This is a genomic window from Streptomyces sp. NPDC025721 (assembly GCF_055558595.1).
This window is the reverse complement of record NZ_JBVHMF010000019.1, coordinates 140127-153124: the sequence shown is the minus strand read 5'-3', so window position 1 is coordinate 153124 and position 12998 is coordinate 140127. Positions and strand designations below refer to the sequence as shown.

At 73.2% G+C, this 12998-nt stretch carries 15 protein-coding genes; 11 read left to right on the top strand and 4 right to left on the bottom strand.

The window, feature by feature from the left end:
* Window positions 1-524 precede the first annotated feature (524 nt).
* Window positions 525-1946: a xylulokinase gene (gene xylB / locus ACZ4EF_RS25020; RefSeq protein WP_467506432.1), complete on the bottom strand. Its 1422-nt coding sequence runs from the start codon at window positions 1944-1946 to the stop codon at window positions 525-527.
* 91 nt (window positions 1947-2037) lie between these two features.
* Here xylB and xylA point away from each other — a divergent pair, with 91 nt between their 5' ends.
* The 9 genes from xylA (at window position 2038) to ACZ4EF_RS24975 (ending at window position 9195) form a co-directional block, all read left to right on the top strand.
* On the top strand, window positions 2038-3228 hold the full coding sequence (gene xylA / locus ACZ4EF_RS25015; protein ID WP_355349898.1) for a xylose isomerase: 1191 nt from the start codon (window positions 2038-2040) through the stop codon (window positions 3226-3228).
* A gap of 307 nt (window positions 3229-3535) precedes the next feature.
* Complete coding sequence (locus ACZ4EF_RS25010) at window positions 3536-4999, top strand: ABC transporter permease (protein ID WP_467506431.1); 1464 nt, start codon at window positions 3536-3538, stop codon at window positions 4997-4999.
* A gap of 24 nt (window positions 5000-5023) precedes the next feature.
* Entirely contained in the window at window positions 5024-5707 is a 684-nt protein-coding gene (locus ACZ4EF_RS25005) for an ABC transporter ATP-binding protein (RefSeq protein ID WP_391049088.1), read from the top strand.
* Between the two features lie 166 nt (window positions 5708-5873).
* Window positions 5874-6269 carry a VOC family protein gene (locus ACZ4EF_RS25000; protein WP_467506430.1) on the top strand — a complete coding sequence of 132 codons (396 nt, stop codon included), beginning with the start codon at window positions 5874-5876 and terminating at the stop codon, window positions 6267-6269.
* A 260-nt stretch (window positions 6270-6529) separates the two neighbouring features.
* Window positions 6530-7036: an Asp23/Gls24 family envelope stress response protein gene (locus ACZ4EF_RS24995; protein ID WP_355349910.1), complete on the top strand. Its 507-nt coding sequence runs from the start codon at window positions 6530-6532 to the stop codon at window positions 7034-7036.
* A gap of 211 nt (window positions 7037-7247) precedes the next feature.
* The gene (locus tag ACZ4EF_RS24990) at window positions 7248-7820 is read left to right on the top strand and encodes an RNA polymerase sigma factor (RefSeq protein WP_467506442.1); all 573 of its coding nucleotides are present in this window, start codon (window positions 7248-7250) and stop codon (window positions 7818-7820) included.
* On the top strand, window positions 7811-8422 hold the full coding sequence (locus ACZ4EF_RS24985) for a hypothetical protein (RefSeq protein WP_355349913.1): 612 nt from the start codon (window positions 7811-7813) through the stop codon (window positions 8420-8422). Before ACZ4EF_RS24990 ends, ACZ4EF_RS24985 begins: the two co-directional genes overlap by 10 nt.
* Before the next feature lie 4 nt (window positions 8423-8426).
* Window positions 8427-8753, top strand: coding sequence for an Asp23/Gls24 family envelope stress response protein (locus ACZ4EF_RS24980; RefSeq protein WP_391161720.1), 327 nt, complete (start codon window positions 8427-8429; stop codon window positions 8751-8753).
* A gap of 103 nt (window positions 8754-8856) precedes the next feature.
* Window positions 8857-9195: an STAS domain-containing protein gene (locus ACZ4EF_RS24975; protein WP_355349918.1), complete on the top strand. Its 339-nt coding sequence runs from the start codon at window positions 8857-8859 to the stop codon at window positions 9193-9195.
* On the opposite strand, the gene ACZ4EF_RS24970 is transcribed toward ACZ4EF_RS24975, so the two are convergent.
* Entirely contained in the window at window positions 9150-10040 is an 891-nt protein-coding gene (locus ACZ4EF_RS24970) for a DUF3626 domain-containing protein (RefSeq protein WP_467506429.1), read from the bottom strand. The genes ACZ4EF_RS24975 and ACZ4EF_RS24970 overlap by 46 nt on opposite strands.
* A 50-nt stretch (window positions 10041-10090) precedes the next feature.
* Window positions 10091-10537: a nuclear transport factor 2 family protein gene (locus tag ACZ4EF_RS24965; protein ID WP_355349924.1), complete on the bottom strand. Its 447-nt coding sequence runs from the start codon at window positions 10535-10537 to the stop codon at window positions 10091-10093.
* 127 nt (window positions 10538-10664) lie between these two features.
* Here ACZ4EF_RS24965 and ACZ4EF_RS24960 point away from each other — a divergent pair, with 127 nt between their 5' ends.
* Window positions 10665-11228: a PadR family transcriptional regulator gene (locus ACZ4EF_RS24960; protein ID WP_355349927.1), complete on the top strand. Its 564-nt coding sequence runs from the start codon at window positions 10665-10667 to the stop codon at window positions 11226-11228.
* 22 nt (window positions 11229-11250) lie between these two features.
* The gene (locus tag ACZ4EF_RS24955) at window positions 11251-12423 is read left to right on the top strand and encodes a cystathionine gamma-synthase (protein WP_355349930.1); all 1173 of its coding nucleotides are present in this window, start codon (window positions 11251-11253) and stop codon (window positions 12421-12423) included.
* A 94-nt stretch (window positions 12424-12517) separates the two neighbouring features.
* On the opposite strand, the gene ACZ4EF_RS24950 is transcribed toward ACZ4EF_RS24955, so the two are convergent.
* A complete protein-coding gene (locus ACZ4EF_RS24950) occupies window positions 12518-12781 on the bottom strand; it encodes a hypothetical protein (protein ID WP_391049106.1) in 264 nt (87 codons plus the stop codon).
* Between the last annotated feature and the right edge of the window lie 217 nt (window positions 12782-12998).

The following is a 12998-nucleotide window of genomic DNA, read 5'->3' as shown; positions in this document are numbered from 1 at the left end:
ATCCGGTGCCCTTCTTGTCACCGCATTTCTGCGGGGGCACCCCGGCCCGTCCCCTCCCGGTACGTCGGCGTCCGACGGTCCGGTGGGGGTTGCCGGGAGGGGCATTCTTTCGGCGGGCCGCCCTGCGCCGGTGCCCCCTCCCGGCCGCTCCGGAAAGACCGGGCCCTTCCCCAGGCGCCCGACGAAGCCCCTGCCACCCCCCACTCCCCAGCACCCGCAGCCCCCGCCCACCCGACTGGACGTCGGGTGGCGCAGGGCCCGCACCCCCACCCACCCCCTCCCCCCCCCAGCCACAGCGGACAGGCGGACGCCGACGGGCGAGGAGGGGACGGTGCGGGGTGCCCCCGCAGGGGGACGAACAGACAGGGGCTGGACGTCATGGAAGTGGCCGCAGGTTCGTCGCCCGAGGAGGTGCCCCGGGCCGGGACCGACCAGGCACAGGCGGCACCCGCAGACGAAGAAAGCACTCGCACGGGTGGGCGGGTGGGAAAGAAACGGGCGCCGCCCCCAGAAAGGCGGCGGGGTCAGCGGCCGGCCGCCAGCGGGAGCGCGGAGGAGAGGCGGGCGAGCGCAGCGTCATCGCGGGGAAGGGGCGGGTGGAGAGCCCCTGCCGCGGTACCCCAGCGGAGCGCGACGGCGGAGGGAGACTCCTTGGTGAGGAGAGCCGCGGCCTGCGCGGCGGCGCCCAGCGCGACCAGCTCCGCGGCACGCGGCACCTGAACGGCCCGCCCCGAAAGGCGGCGGACGGTGTCGAGCCAGGCCGCGCCCCGGGCGCCGCCGCCGATGAGGAGAAGGGGCCGGTCGGAGGGGGCGGAGTCCACGGCGAGCACCTGGTCGAGGGCGGAGAGAAGCGCGTAGACGGCCCCGTCGTAGGCGGCCTGGAGCACCTGTCCGGCGGACGTGTCGTGGCGCAGGCCGGTCAGCAGCCCCGAGGCGTACGGCAGGTTGGGCGTGCGCTCACCGTCGAGGAAGGGGAGGAAGGCGACGGAGCCGCCGGGCTCCACCTCCTCCCGGTCGAGCCGCAGGAGCGCGGCCACCTTGTCGACGGCCAGCGTGCAGTTGAGGGTGCAGGCCAGCGGCAGCCAGCCCCCGTCAGCGGCGGCGAACCCGGCGACGGTCCCGGACGCGTCGGTGGGCCGCCGCCGCGAAACGGCGTAGACCGTACCGGAGGTACCGAGGCTGAGGACGGCGCGTCCGGGTTCGAGGCCGAGGCCCAGCGCGGCGGCGGCGTTGTCGCCGGTGCCGGAGGCGACGAGGGTGCCGGGCCGCAGGGGCAGACCGGCGGAGACGGTGCCCGCCTCCTCGCCGGGCCCGAGGACGGTCGGGAGCAGCGCGGGGTCGAGCCCGATCTCGGCGAGCAACCCGTCGTCGTAGGTCTCGGTGCCCGAGGCCCACCAGCCGGTGCCGGAGACGTCGCCGCGGTCGGTGACGGCGGCGCCGCCGAGCCGCTCGGTGAGGAAGTCGTGGGGGAGGCGTACGGCCGCGGCGGCCGCCGCGGCCTCGGGCTCGTGTTCGGTGAGCCATGCCCACTTGGCGGCGGTGAAGCTGGCCGCGGGGACGGAGCCGAAGCGCTCGGCCCACCACTGCGCGCCGTGCCGTTCGACGAGCGCGGCGGCCTGCGGCGCGGACCGTACGTCGTTCCAGAGCAGCGCGGGCCGCAGCGGGCGTCCGGCGGCGTCGAGGACGACCAGCCCGTGCTGCTGCCCGCCGACCGATATCGCCTCGGCGCGCGCCGCGTACTCCCCGGTCTGCCCGATCGCGTCGCGCAGCGCCGTCCACCACACCTCGGGGTCGGTCTCGCGTCCGGCCCCCGAGCTGACCGTGTGCGGCGCCTGCCCGGCGGCCAGGACGGCGCCGCTGTCCACGTCGACGGCCAGCACTTTCGTGGACTGCGTGGAGCTGTCCACCCCGAGTACGACCCGTCCCGTCCCTGCTTTCGACCCCATGCGATTCCCGATCCCTTCGCGAGCGCCACTTCCCATCGCTGGTCTCGCATACTAATTTGTTTAACAGTCTGACGAATAGGAGCCAGTCGCAATGACTTCCGAGAGTCTTACCCCGGCCCCCGAGCACAAGTTCACCTTCGGCCTGTGGACCGTCGGCTGGCAGGGCCGCGACCCGTTCGGCGACGCCACCCGCGCCCCGCTGGACCCGGTCGAGTCCGTCAACCGGCTCTCCGAGCTGGGCGCGTACGGCGTCACTTTCCACGACGACGACCTGATCCCGTTCGGCTCGACGGACGCGGAGCGCGACGCGCTGGTCAAGCGGTTCCGGCAGGCGCTGGACACCACCGGGATGACCACCCCGATGCTGACCACGAACCTCTTCACGCACCCGGTCTTCAAGGACGGCGCCTTCACCGCCAACGACCGCGACGTCCGCCGCTTCGCCCTCCGCAAGACCCTCCGCAACATCGACCTCGCCGCCGAGCTGGGCGCGGAGACGTATGTGGCGTGGGGCGGCCGGGAGGGCGCGGAGTCCGGCGGCGCCAAGGACGTACGGCTGGCGCTCGACCGGATGAAGGAGGCGTTCGACCTGCTCGGCGAGTACGTCACCGAGCAGGGCTACAACCTGCGGTTCGCGGTCGAGCCGAAGCCGAACGAGCCGCGCGGCGACATCCTGCTGCCGACCGTCGGCCACGCGCTGGCCTTCATCAACTCGCTGGAGCGCCCCGACATCGTCGGCGTCAACCCCGAGGTCGGCCACGAGCAGATGGCCGGGCTCAACTTCCCGCACGGCATCGCCCAGGCGCTGTGGCACGGCAAGCTCTTCCACATCGACCTCAACGGCCAGACCGGCATCAAGTACGACCAGGACCTCCGCTTCGGCGCGGGCGACCTGCGCTCCGCCTTCTGGCTGGTCGACCTGCTGGAGACCGCCGGATACCAGGGGCCGCGGCACTTCGACTTCAAGCCGCCGCGTACCGAGGACTACGACGGGGTGTGGGCGTCGGCCGCGGGCTGCATGCGCAACTACCTGATCCTCAAGGAGCGCGCCGCCGCCTTCCGCGCCGACCCCGAGGTGCAGGCCGCGCTGCGGGCCTCGCGCCTGGACGAGCTGGCCCTGCCGACGCTCGGCGCGGAGGACACGCTGGGCGGACGGCTGGCCGGACTGCTCGCCGACCGCGGCGCGTACGAGGACTTCGACGTCACGGCGGCGGCCGAGCGGGGCATGGCCTTCGAAGCGCTCGACCAGCTCGCCATGGACCACCTGCTGGGTGTCCGCTGACCGGGGGCAGGCGGCCCGGCCCGCGGTGACTCCCGCGGGGTGCGGGTCGCACCCCGCGTCAGACTTCCCGAGCGAACTGTCACGGGCCTGTGCAGGGCCCGTGGGAGAGCTGTTCAAGGAACTCCTCACCCGGGCTTTATCCCCGGCTCATCGCGGCACCCTGTTTCTCAGCACTCCCTCACACCCGCCTCACCGGAACGTCACCGCTGATTCCTAGCGTTCGCGGCAGCGGGAGCGGAGTGGACGCACCCCCTCCTCGCGTCCACTCCACTCCCGGCTCCACCCACTGCCACCCACGAGGAATCGGATGTTCTTCACGTATCTCCGGCGCGAGCTGCGCCGCCGACGCAAGGCGGCACTCGTCGTCGCCCTGGGCCTCGCGCTCGGCATCGGGCTGGTCATCACCGTCAACTCCGTCTCGTCCGGCATGGGCCAGGCGCAGGACAAGGTCCTCCAGTCGCTGTACGGCCTCGGTACGGACATGACCGTCACCAAGGCCGCGCCCGCCGCCACCGCGAGCGGCGGTACGACCCGCCCCAAGTTCGACTTCGACGCGAACAGCGACGGAAAGACGCAGAGCAGCGACCGCGTCATGGTCCAGGGCTTCCAGACGCTGGCGTCCTCGGTCGTCGGCAAGGTGAGCGGCCAGCAGCACGTCGCGGGCGCGGTCGGCGGCCTCAGCCTCCAAGTGCTCAAGATCGACGGCTCGTTCACGCAAGGACAGTTCCAGCAGAAGCAGGGCACCTCCGGCGGCAGCGGCGGCGGGCGCGGCGGCGGCAACACCCCGCCGCAGGGCGAAGTCCGGGGCGGCGGCGCGCAGTTCGACGCCAACAGCTACACGCTGTACGGCGTCGATGTCTCCAACCTCGCGCTCGGCCCGCTGACTTCGTCGAAGATCACCTCGGGCACCACCTTCACCGCCGCCCAGGCGGACGCCGAGGTCGCCGTGGCCGACTCCGCGTACGCCAAGGAGAACAAGCTCTCGGTCGGCTCGACGGTCACCGTCAAGGACACGAAGTACAAGGTCATCGGCATCGCGACCGCCGACAGCGGCCAGGCGGCGGCCAACCTCTACCTGCCGCTGAAACAGGCGCAGACGCTCTCGGACTCCGCGGACAAGATCACCACGGTGTACGTCAAGGCGTCCGGCTCGCAGCAGATCGACAGCGTCAAGTCGGCCATCCAGAAGAACATTTCGGGGACCACGGTCACCACCTCGGCCGACCTGGCCTCCACCGTCTCCGGCTCGCTGTCGACGGCGTCCTCGCTCGCCACCAACGTCGGCAAGTGGCTGTCGATCGCCGTCCTCGTCGCGGCCTTCCTGGTCGCGGGGCTGCTCACCTCCTCCGCCGTCAGCAGGCGGGTACGGGAATTCGGCACGCTCAAGGCGCTCGGCTGGAAGAGCGGCCGGGTCACCCGGCAGGTGATGGGCGAAGCGCTGGTCAACGGGCTGCTCGGCGGTGTCCTCGGCATCGCGCTCGGCCTGGCGGGGGCGTACGCGGTCACCGCGATCAGCCCGACGCTCAGCGCTCAACTCGGCTCCAACGGAGGCGGTGGCGGTGGCGGCGCAGGCGGCGGTGGCGGCGGCTTCGGCGGCCCGGCCCGTTCCGCCGCCAAGACCGTCGACATCGCGCTGAGCGCCCCGGTCAGCGTCCACACCATCGCCCTCGCCGTCGGCCTGGCCGTCGCGGGCGGCCTGATCGCGGGCGCCTTCGGCGGCTGGCGCGCCTCCCGGCTGCGCCCCGCCGACGCCCTGCGCCGCGTCGAATAGCCCCTCGTCCAGAAGGAATTGACCATGTATCAGTTGACCGGCGTGACCAAGCGCTACCGGCGCGGCAAGGCCACCGTGGACGCCCTCAAGGGCATCGACCTGGCCATCGCCGACGGCGACCAGCTCGTCATCCAGGGCCCCACCGGCGGCGGCAAGTCCACGCTCCTCCAGATGCTCGGCGGCCTCGACCGCCCGACGTCGGGCGCCGTGGAACTGGACGGCGTCGACCTCGCCAAGCTCGGCGAGGCCAAGCTCACCAAGGTGCGGTCGGAGAACATCGGCTTCATCTTCCAGAGCTTCAACCTCATCCCGACCCTCACCGCGCAGGAGAACGTCGAGACCGCCCTCGTACCCATGGGGGTCAAGGGCGCGGCCCGCCGCGAACGCGCCGCGCGGGCACTGGAGTCGGTGGGCCTCGGCGAACGGCTGACCCACCTGCCGTCCGAACTCTCCGGCGGCCAGCAACAGCGCGTCGCCATCGCCCGCGCCCTGGTCAAGGAGCCCAAGGTGCTGCTCGCCGACGAGCCCACCGGCAACCTCGACGAGGGCACCCGCGACGACATCATGGGCCTGCTCGAAGGGCTCTGGCGCGACCGCGGCCTCACCTTCATCCTCGTCACCCACGACTCGGGCATCGCCAAGCGGGCGCCGCGGCTGGCGACGATCAGGAAGGGGACGCTGACGCTGCGCGAGCGCACGGCCGCCTGAGTCGGGAGCGCGGCGGGCCCCCCGCCTCCCCTCCGCCGGTCGATCCGTCCGGCGGCGGAGAGGCGGCGCCGCGTTGTCGGTGCCCGGTGCCACGCTGGACCGCGGACGGGCCGCACGCCCGAGAGCCGGGCCGGCCCGCCCGGCCCGCCGCGACCAGGGGAGACCGATGTCAGAGCCGACCGCACCACTGCGTACGACCTTCACCGCCGTCGTCCTCGACGCGCCCGACGCGACGGCGCTCGCCGACTTCTACCGGCGGCTGCTCGGCTGGGAGGTCACCGCGCGGGAGCCCGACTGGGTCAAGCTCAACCCGCCCGGCGGCGGCACGGGCCTGTCCTTCCAGACCGAGCCCCTCTACACCCCGCCGACCTGGCCCTCCGCCCCCGCCGCGCAGCAGATGATGCTGCATCTCGACTTCGAGGTCACCGACCTCTCGGCGGGCACCGCCACCGCCCTGGCCTGCGGCGCCACCCTCGCCGCGCACCAGCCGGAGGACGACACGCGGATCTTCCTCGACCCGGCCGGTCACCCCTTCTGCCTCTGGGTGCGCACCGACGTCTGAGCCCCGCCGGGACCGGGGCCGCGGAGCCTCAGGACCCGGGCCGGGCCCGCTCCCGCCGACCCGCGCGGGAATCTCTTCGAGAAGATCCCGGATTCGCGCGTGAGGTCTCCGGATCAGGGGTGTCTTAAGAATGTCAGGGCCCATGAGGCCGCCACATGCACCGTAGGGTCGGCGTATTCGTACGATCCACCGTCGTGCGATCCGCGTCAGTGGATCCGCGCGACCCGGCCGGTGCACTTGCGAACACCAGGAGACCCGGTATGACCACGACGAAGGCCGAAGCGCCGGTTTCGCCCCAGCGCACCAGCACGGACCGCGACGACGACGGCAGCAAGGGGCAGGGCCTGGAGAAGCGGGCCGACGGCGCCTTCCGCGTGCCCGCCGAGCGCGGCCGTACGTCCATCGCCAATTCCGTCGTGGAGAAGATCGCGGGCATGGCGGCACGTGAGGTGCTCGGCGTCCACGACTTCGGCGGCAGCCTCGCCCGCAGCATGGGCGCCATCCGCGACCGCGTCCCCGGTGGCCGCCCCAACGTGACCCGCGGCGTCAAGGTCGAGGTCGGCGAGCGGCAGACGGCCGTGGACCTGGAGCTGGTGGTCGAGTACGGCGTCGCCATCACCGATGTGTCCGCCGACGTACGGGAGAACGTGATCTCCGCCGTCGAGCGCATGACCGGCCTCGAGGTCGTCGAAGTCAACGTCTCGATCGTCGACGTGCACCTGCCCGACGAGGACGACGACACCCCCGCCGAGGGACGAGTGCAGTAGCCGTTCTCCGGGGGCGCCGGGGCTGTCCCACCCCGGCGCCCCCGCACGCCGCTGCCGCTCGCACGAACCCGGTGCCGTACGGCACACCCCCGTGGACCGCGATCACCTGTTGGACGGACGACGTTGACCTGCTTGTACGTGCCTCTGCTCGCCGCCGAGGACCCGGCGCGGTGCCGTGTCCGGTGAGGCGTCCGACGGGGCGCCGTCGCATGTGCCCCCGCCCGAGCCGGAGCCGCCGGCGTCCGGGCGGGAGGAAGACCTGCTGGTCGCCCGCGCGAGCGAGGGCGACGACGAGGCGTTCGAGATCCTGGTACGGCGGCACAGCGGCGAACTGCTGCGCCTGGCACGCCGGTTGCTCGGCAACGACGCCGAGGCGGAGGACGCGGTGCAGGACGCGTATGTCAGCGCGTGGCGGCGGCTGCCGGAGTTCCGCAGGAACGCGGCCTTCGGCACGTGGATGTACCGCATCGTGACCAACCGCTGCCTCAACGTCCTCAGGGGCCGCCGCCCCACCCAGCCGCTGGACTCGATCGTCGAACCCGCCGCGCCCGAGTACCAGTCCTCGCCCGTCCGCGCCGCGGAGTCCGCCGCGTCGGCCGAGGCGCTGCACCGCGCGCTGGCCGGTCTCACCCCCGAGCAGCGCGCGTGCTGGGTGCTGCGCGAATTCCACGGCCTGTCGTACGACGAGATCGCCACCGCCGTGGGGATCGGCGAACCGGCCGTCCGGGGACGGATCTTCCGGGCCCGCCGCTATCTGACGGAGGCGATGGACACATGGCGCTAGACGACGAACTCCTGCCCTGCGACGCCTCGTTGGCCGATCTGTGGGAGGGCGGCGAGCCCGCCCCCGGCCACGAGGACTGCCCGCACTGCCGGGACTCGCTCGCCGAACTGGCCCAGCTCGACCAGGCCGTGCACCAGGCGCTGGCGGTACGCGACCTGCCCGCGCCCGATCTGGCCGCCCGCGTGATGGACCTGGTGCGGACCGAACTGCGGCCCGGCCGCCTCGTACCGCTCGGCGACCCCGCGGCCGACGACTGGATCACCGAGACCGCCGCCGCCCGGCTCTTCCGGCAGGCCGCGGACGCGGTTCCCGGTGTCGTGGCCGGGAGCTGCCGGATCACCGCGGCCCGCGAGCCCGCGCGCTACGTACTGCCCGGGCTGCCGCTGCCGCGCGTGCCGCTGCGGGTCCGCCTGGAAGTGGCCGTCGTCCTCAGCCGTACCGTCCCCGAGGCCGCCGCGGCGGTCCGCGAACGCGTCATGAACGCGGCGCACGCGGTGATCGGCCTGGACGTCGCCGCGGTGGACGTGTCGGTGGTGGACGTCCTGGACGACGGGGCGGCGGCCGACCGCCCGCTCAACGACGCGACCTCCGGGGAGGGCTGACCCGATGAACCCGCTGACCCGTACACCGGAAGAGCGCGAGACCGCGACCGCGGCGGGCGCCGCCGCGGTCGACGTCCCCGGCGTCGCCTACCTCAGCCCGCGCCTGACCGACCGCCTGCGCTCGCGTACCGCCCCCGGTGTCACCGTGCGGTGGCGGACCGACCCCGCGCAGTGCGCGGTCACGGTCTCGCTGGCCGTACGCACCGGCTACCAGGCGGCCCGGGTCGCCCAGCACGTGCGGGAGGCGGTCGTCGAGGCGGTCTACACGACGTATCCGCAGACGCTGACCACGCCGGTCACGGTGTCGGTGACGGTCACCGCGATCGTCTGAGACCGCCCGTTTTCACCGGGTACGTCCCCGCGCGTGATGTCCGTCCGCCCACGGTGTCCAAGGGTGCAGACCCTTCGAGATTCGAGAGAGGACACAGACCGCCATGGACGCCACGGCTCCCTTCACCTGTCCGACCGCGCTGGACGACGACGGGATACTCACCCTCCGGCCGTGCGGGGACATCGACCTCGAAGCGCGCCCGGCTCTGACCCAGGCCCAACTGGCGCTGCGCCCCGGCCTGCGGGGGGTCCACCTCGACTTCGACGCCGTCCCCTTCATGGACACGACGGCGCTGCGCTTCCTGAGCAGCCTGCACGCCCGCTGCACCGCCTTCGCGCTCCCGCTCCACATCACGGGTCTGCGCCCCCAGCACCGCCGCATGCTCTCCCTGTCCGACTACCGCCTCCCCACCTCCCCGACCTCCCCCACCACAACCGCCTGACCCTCCGACGGCGCCCCGAAGCGGGCCACGCAGTGCCAGACGCGCTTGAGCGACTGCGGGTCGTGGCGGCCGGTGCGGGCTGCCTCGCCGATGACGCGCGGGTCGAGGAATCCGCCCTCCGCGATCTCGGCGCCCAGCGCGACGAATTCCGGCCCCCGGTAGTCCGGGTGGCGGCGCAACTCCGTGACGGCGAGGCGGAAACCGGCGTGCCACTCCAGCGGGCACGGCAGCAGGCGCGCGGCGTCCTCCACGGCGGTGCCGCGGTGGCTCGGGTCGAGCACCAGCGCCTCCACGTCCTCGGCGAGCACCACGGGACCGTGCACCTGCGCCTCCACATAGCCGTCGAGCGCGTCCCCCCGCCCGGCCGCGGCGTCCGCGCGGGCCAGCTCCACCAGGGCCGACACCGTCCCTTCGACCCCGAAGTCGGACGGTTCCCGGGCGCTGTCCGGATAGCAGAAGGTCGCCCGCGCCAGCGTCCCGGCGCGCAGCCGGAAGTGCGCGGACCCGAAGCGCGGGGCCGCGCCGACCCGCTCGCGCCGGAAGTTCAACGCCCCGTACACCGGCCGTGCCCGCCCGTCCGCCCGGTCGTACGCGCCCCCGAAGATCCGGCTCTCCCACCGCCACCGGTCTCCGCCCGGATACGCGGTCAGGCCCCCGTTGCTCGTGCCGGTCACGAACTGCGACCGGTACACGCCCTCCCGTCCCAGCGCCTCCAGCATCCCCCCGCGGTCCGGATGGAAATTCACGCTCACCCGCACCCCGGCGGCAACCGGCGTCCCGGCCCGCGCCAGCCCGGTCACGTGGCGCAACGCCTCATCCGCCGCGAGCGGCGGTTCCCCGGTCACGTCATCCACCCCTTGCCCCCTGCCTCCTGTGCGGGCCGAGCCGTCGGCCGTCAGCGCGGGGCCGGGGCCAGGCCGTCGGCGACGAGGCCGGCGAGGACGGCTTCGCCGAGGGTCTGGACGGCGGACTGGGGGCGGACCATGACGGTGATCTCCTTGATCAGCCCGGCCGGGTCGAACTGGAGCATGTCGATGCCGTGGATCTCCTTGCCGTTGACGGTGGCGCGGAAGAGCAGGATCGCGGACGGGGCGTCGGTGCCGTCACCGGTGGTCCGGGCGGAGCCGTCGAACCGGCCGATGTAGCGGAAGTCCTCGAAGGTGCGCACCAGGACGTGGAAGAGGCCGACGACGAGCGGCTTGCCCTCGAACGGGGTGAACTTCACCGGGCTGTAGAGCCGGATGTCGTCGGTGAACAGGCGGCTGAGGGCCTCGACGTCGCCCGACTCGACGGCGGCGCGGAAAGCGGAGGGGTCTGCGGTCACGGCGTCCGTCGCGGTCACGGCGGCTGCTCCTTCGGTTCTGGAGGGCTGCCCTGGGCGGCCCCCCTACTCGTGCATCTGATTAGTCACTTTCTTGAGTATCATGTCGAGCGTACAACGGACCGGGCGGACGGGAGGAGGCCGGGCGATGGCTTTGCGCCACGCGGTGCTCGCGGCGCTGCTGGACGAGGAGCTGAGCGGCTACCAGCTGGCCAAGGCGTTCAACGTCGGCGTGGCCAACTTCTGGCACGCGCTGCCCCAGCAGCTCTACGCGGAACTGACCAGGCTGGAGAGCGACGGCCTGGTCACCGGCCGGGAGGTCGTCCAGGACACGCGGCCGAACAAGCGCCTCTTCCAGGTGACCGACGCCGGCCTCGCCGAACTGGAACGCTTCGCGGCGGCGCCCGCGAAACCGTCCTTCATCCGTGATGAACTCCTTGTGAAGGTTCAGACCGCCGACCGCCTCGGCACCGAGGCCGTCATCGCCCAGCTCATGGAGCGCGCCGCCTTCGCGGCGGCGAAGGCCGAGCTGTTCACGACCCTGCTCGGCAAGCTCCGCGGTGACCGGGACGAGGAGGACTTCCTGCGCCACGGCACCCGCATCGGCCCGTATCTGACGTGCCTGCGCGGCCTCGCCTTCGAGCGGGGAAACGCCGAGTGGTGCGAGCGCAGCGCGGCCGTGCTGCGCGCGAGGCTGTCGGCGCGGGCCTGACGGCGGCACTACGCTCGGGGCCATGAGCGACAAGCACATCGGGCACCAGGACATCGGCCACCAGCACTTCGAGACCCTCGCGATCCACGCCGGCCAGGCCGCGGACGCGCAGACCGGGGCCGTGGTGACGCCGATTTACCAGGTGTCGACGTACAAGCAGGACGGTGTCGGCGGCCTGCGCGGCGGCTACGAGTACAGCCGGTCGGCCAACCCGACCAGGACCGCCCTCGAAGAGAACCTGGCGGCGCTGGAGGGCGGCAGCCGCGGCCTCGCCTTCGCCTCGGGGCTCGCGGCCGAGGACTGCCTGCTGCGTACGATGCTCGCGCCGGGCGACCACGTGGTGATCCCGAACGACGCGTACGGCGGCACCTTCCGGCTCTTCGCGAAGGTCGTGGAGCGCTGGGGCGTGCGCTGGTCGGTGGCCGACACCTCCGACGTCCAGGCGGTACGGGACGCGCTCCGGCCGGAGACCAAGCTGATCTGGGTCGAGACGCCCTCGAACCCGCTGCTCGGCATCACCGACATCGCGGCGGTCGCCGGGGTCGCCCGGCAGGCCGGGGTGCGGCTGGTGGTCGACAACACCTTCGCGAGCCCTTACCTCCAGCAGCCGTTGGCGCTCGGCGCGGACGTCGTCGTGCACTCCACGACCAAGTACATGGGCGGGCACTCCGACGTGGTCGGCGGCGCGCTGGTCACCTCGGACGCGGGCCTGGGCGAGGAGTTGGCGTACCACCAGAACGCGATGGGCGCGGTCGCCGGGCCGTTCGACGCGTGGCTGGTGATGCGCGGCGTCAAGACGCTCGCGGTACGGATGGACCGGCACAGCGCCAACGCGACGCGGGTGGCCGGCATGCTGGCCGCGCACCCGAAGGTGGCGCAGGTGTACTACCCCGGTCTGCCGGAGCACGCGGGGCACGAGGTGGCCGCCAAGCAGATGAAGGCGTTCGGCGGCATGGTGTCCTTCCGCGTCGTGGGCGGCGAGGACGCGGCGGTCGCCGTCTGCGACCGCGCGGAGCTCTTCACGCTCGGCGAATCCCTCGGCGGCGTCGAGTCGTTGATCGAGCACCCGGGCCGTATGACGCACGCCTCGGTGGCCGGTTCCGCGCTGGAGGTGCCCGCCGATCTGGTACGCCTGTCGGTCGGCATCGAGGCCGCGGACGACCTGCTGGCCGACCTGGCGCAGGCCCTCGGCTGAGGTCGTGACACCGTCCTGAGAGCGTGAACTCCCGGGCCCGTACGGTCGCGCGCGCCGCGTACCGTACGGGCCCGGCGCCTTTCCCACGGAAGGCTCAGCCCGTCGCCGACCACCAACTGCCGTCCGTCGGCGTCGTAGGGGCCGAGTGGTCGGGCCACGCCACCGCGGCCAGGACCAGACCGGCCACGACGGCCGCGAACAGCACCAGCCACAGGGCGAGTCGGACGACCCGGCGGCGGCGTACGATCCGGCGTCCGCGGGCGGCGGCGCGGGCGGTGAGATCGAGCGGGACCACCGGGTGCGGGGTGTCCAGCAGGCGGCGCACCTCGTCGTCGCGGCGGTTGGGCAGGCGGCTCACGGCGCCACCGCGCTGGACTCGGCCAACTCCGCTGCCTCGGAAGCCGGTTCGGTCTCCCTGGGGGCTCTGCGGGCCCGCGGCGGGGGGGGGGGGGGGGGAGGGGGGGGGGGGGAGGGGGGGGGGGGGGGGGGGGGTGGGGGAGGGGGGGGGGGGGAGGGGGGGGGTGAGGCCCCGGGAGAGAGGGGGGGGGGGTTTTTCTGGGGGGTCTCTCTCCCCC

What these genes read in the sequence shown, in the direction of transcription:
- xylB (WP_467506432.1), bottom strand. Translation starts at nt 1,946, where the DNA reads ATGGGGTCGAAAGCAGGGACGGGACGGGTCGTACTCGGGGTGGACAGC.
- xylA (WP_355349898.1), top strand. Translation starts at nt 2,038, where the DNA reads ATGACTTCCGAGAGTCTTACCCCGGCCCCCGAGCACAAGTTCACCTTC.
- ACZ4EF_RS25010 (WP_467506431.1), top strand. Translation starts at nt 3,536, where the DNA reads ATGTTCTTCACGTATCTCCGGCGCGAGCTGCGCCGCCGACGCAAGGCG.
- ACZ4EF_RS25005 (WP_391049088.1), top strand. Translation starts at nt 5,024, where the DNA reads ATGTATCAGTTGACCGGCGTGACCAAGCGCTACCGGCGCGGCAAGGCC.
- ACZ4EF_RS25000 (WP_467506430.1), top strand. Translation starts at nt 5,874, where the DNA reads ATGTCAGAGCCGACCGCACCACTGCGTACGACCTTCACCGCCGTCGTC.
- ACZ4EF_RS24995 (WP_355349910.1), top strand. Translation starts at nt 6,530, where the DNA reads ATGACCACGACGAAGGCCGAAGCGCCGGTTTCGCCCCAGCGCACCAGC.
- ACZ4EF_RS24985 (WP_355349913.1), top strand. Translation starts at nt 7,811, where the DNA reads ATGGCGCTAGACGACGAACTCCTGCCCTGCGACGCCTCGTTGGCCGAT.
- ACZ4EF_RS24980 (WP_391161720.1), top strand. Translation starts at nt 8,427, where the DNA reads ATGAACCCGCTGACCCGTACACCGGAAGAGCGCGAGACCGCGACCGCG.
- ACZ4EF_RS24975 (WP_355349918.1), top strand. Translation starts at nt 8,857, where the DNA reads ATGGACGCCACGGCTCCCTTCACCTGTCCGACCGCGCTGGACGACGAC.
- ACZ4EF_RS24960 (WP_355349927.1), top strand. Translation starts at nt 10,665, where the DNA reads ATGGCTTTGCGCCACGCGGTGCTCGCGGCGCTGCTGGACGAGGAGCTG.
- ACZ4EF_RS24955 (WP_355349930.1), top strand. Translation starts at nt 11,251, where the DNA reads ATGAGCGACAAGCACATCGGGCACCAGGACATCGGCCACCAGCACTTC.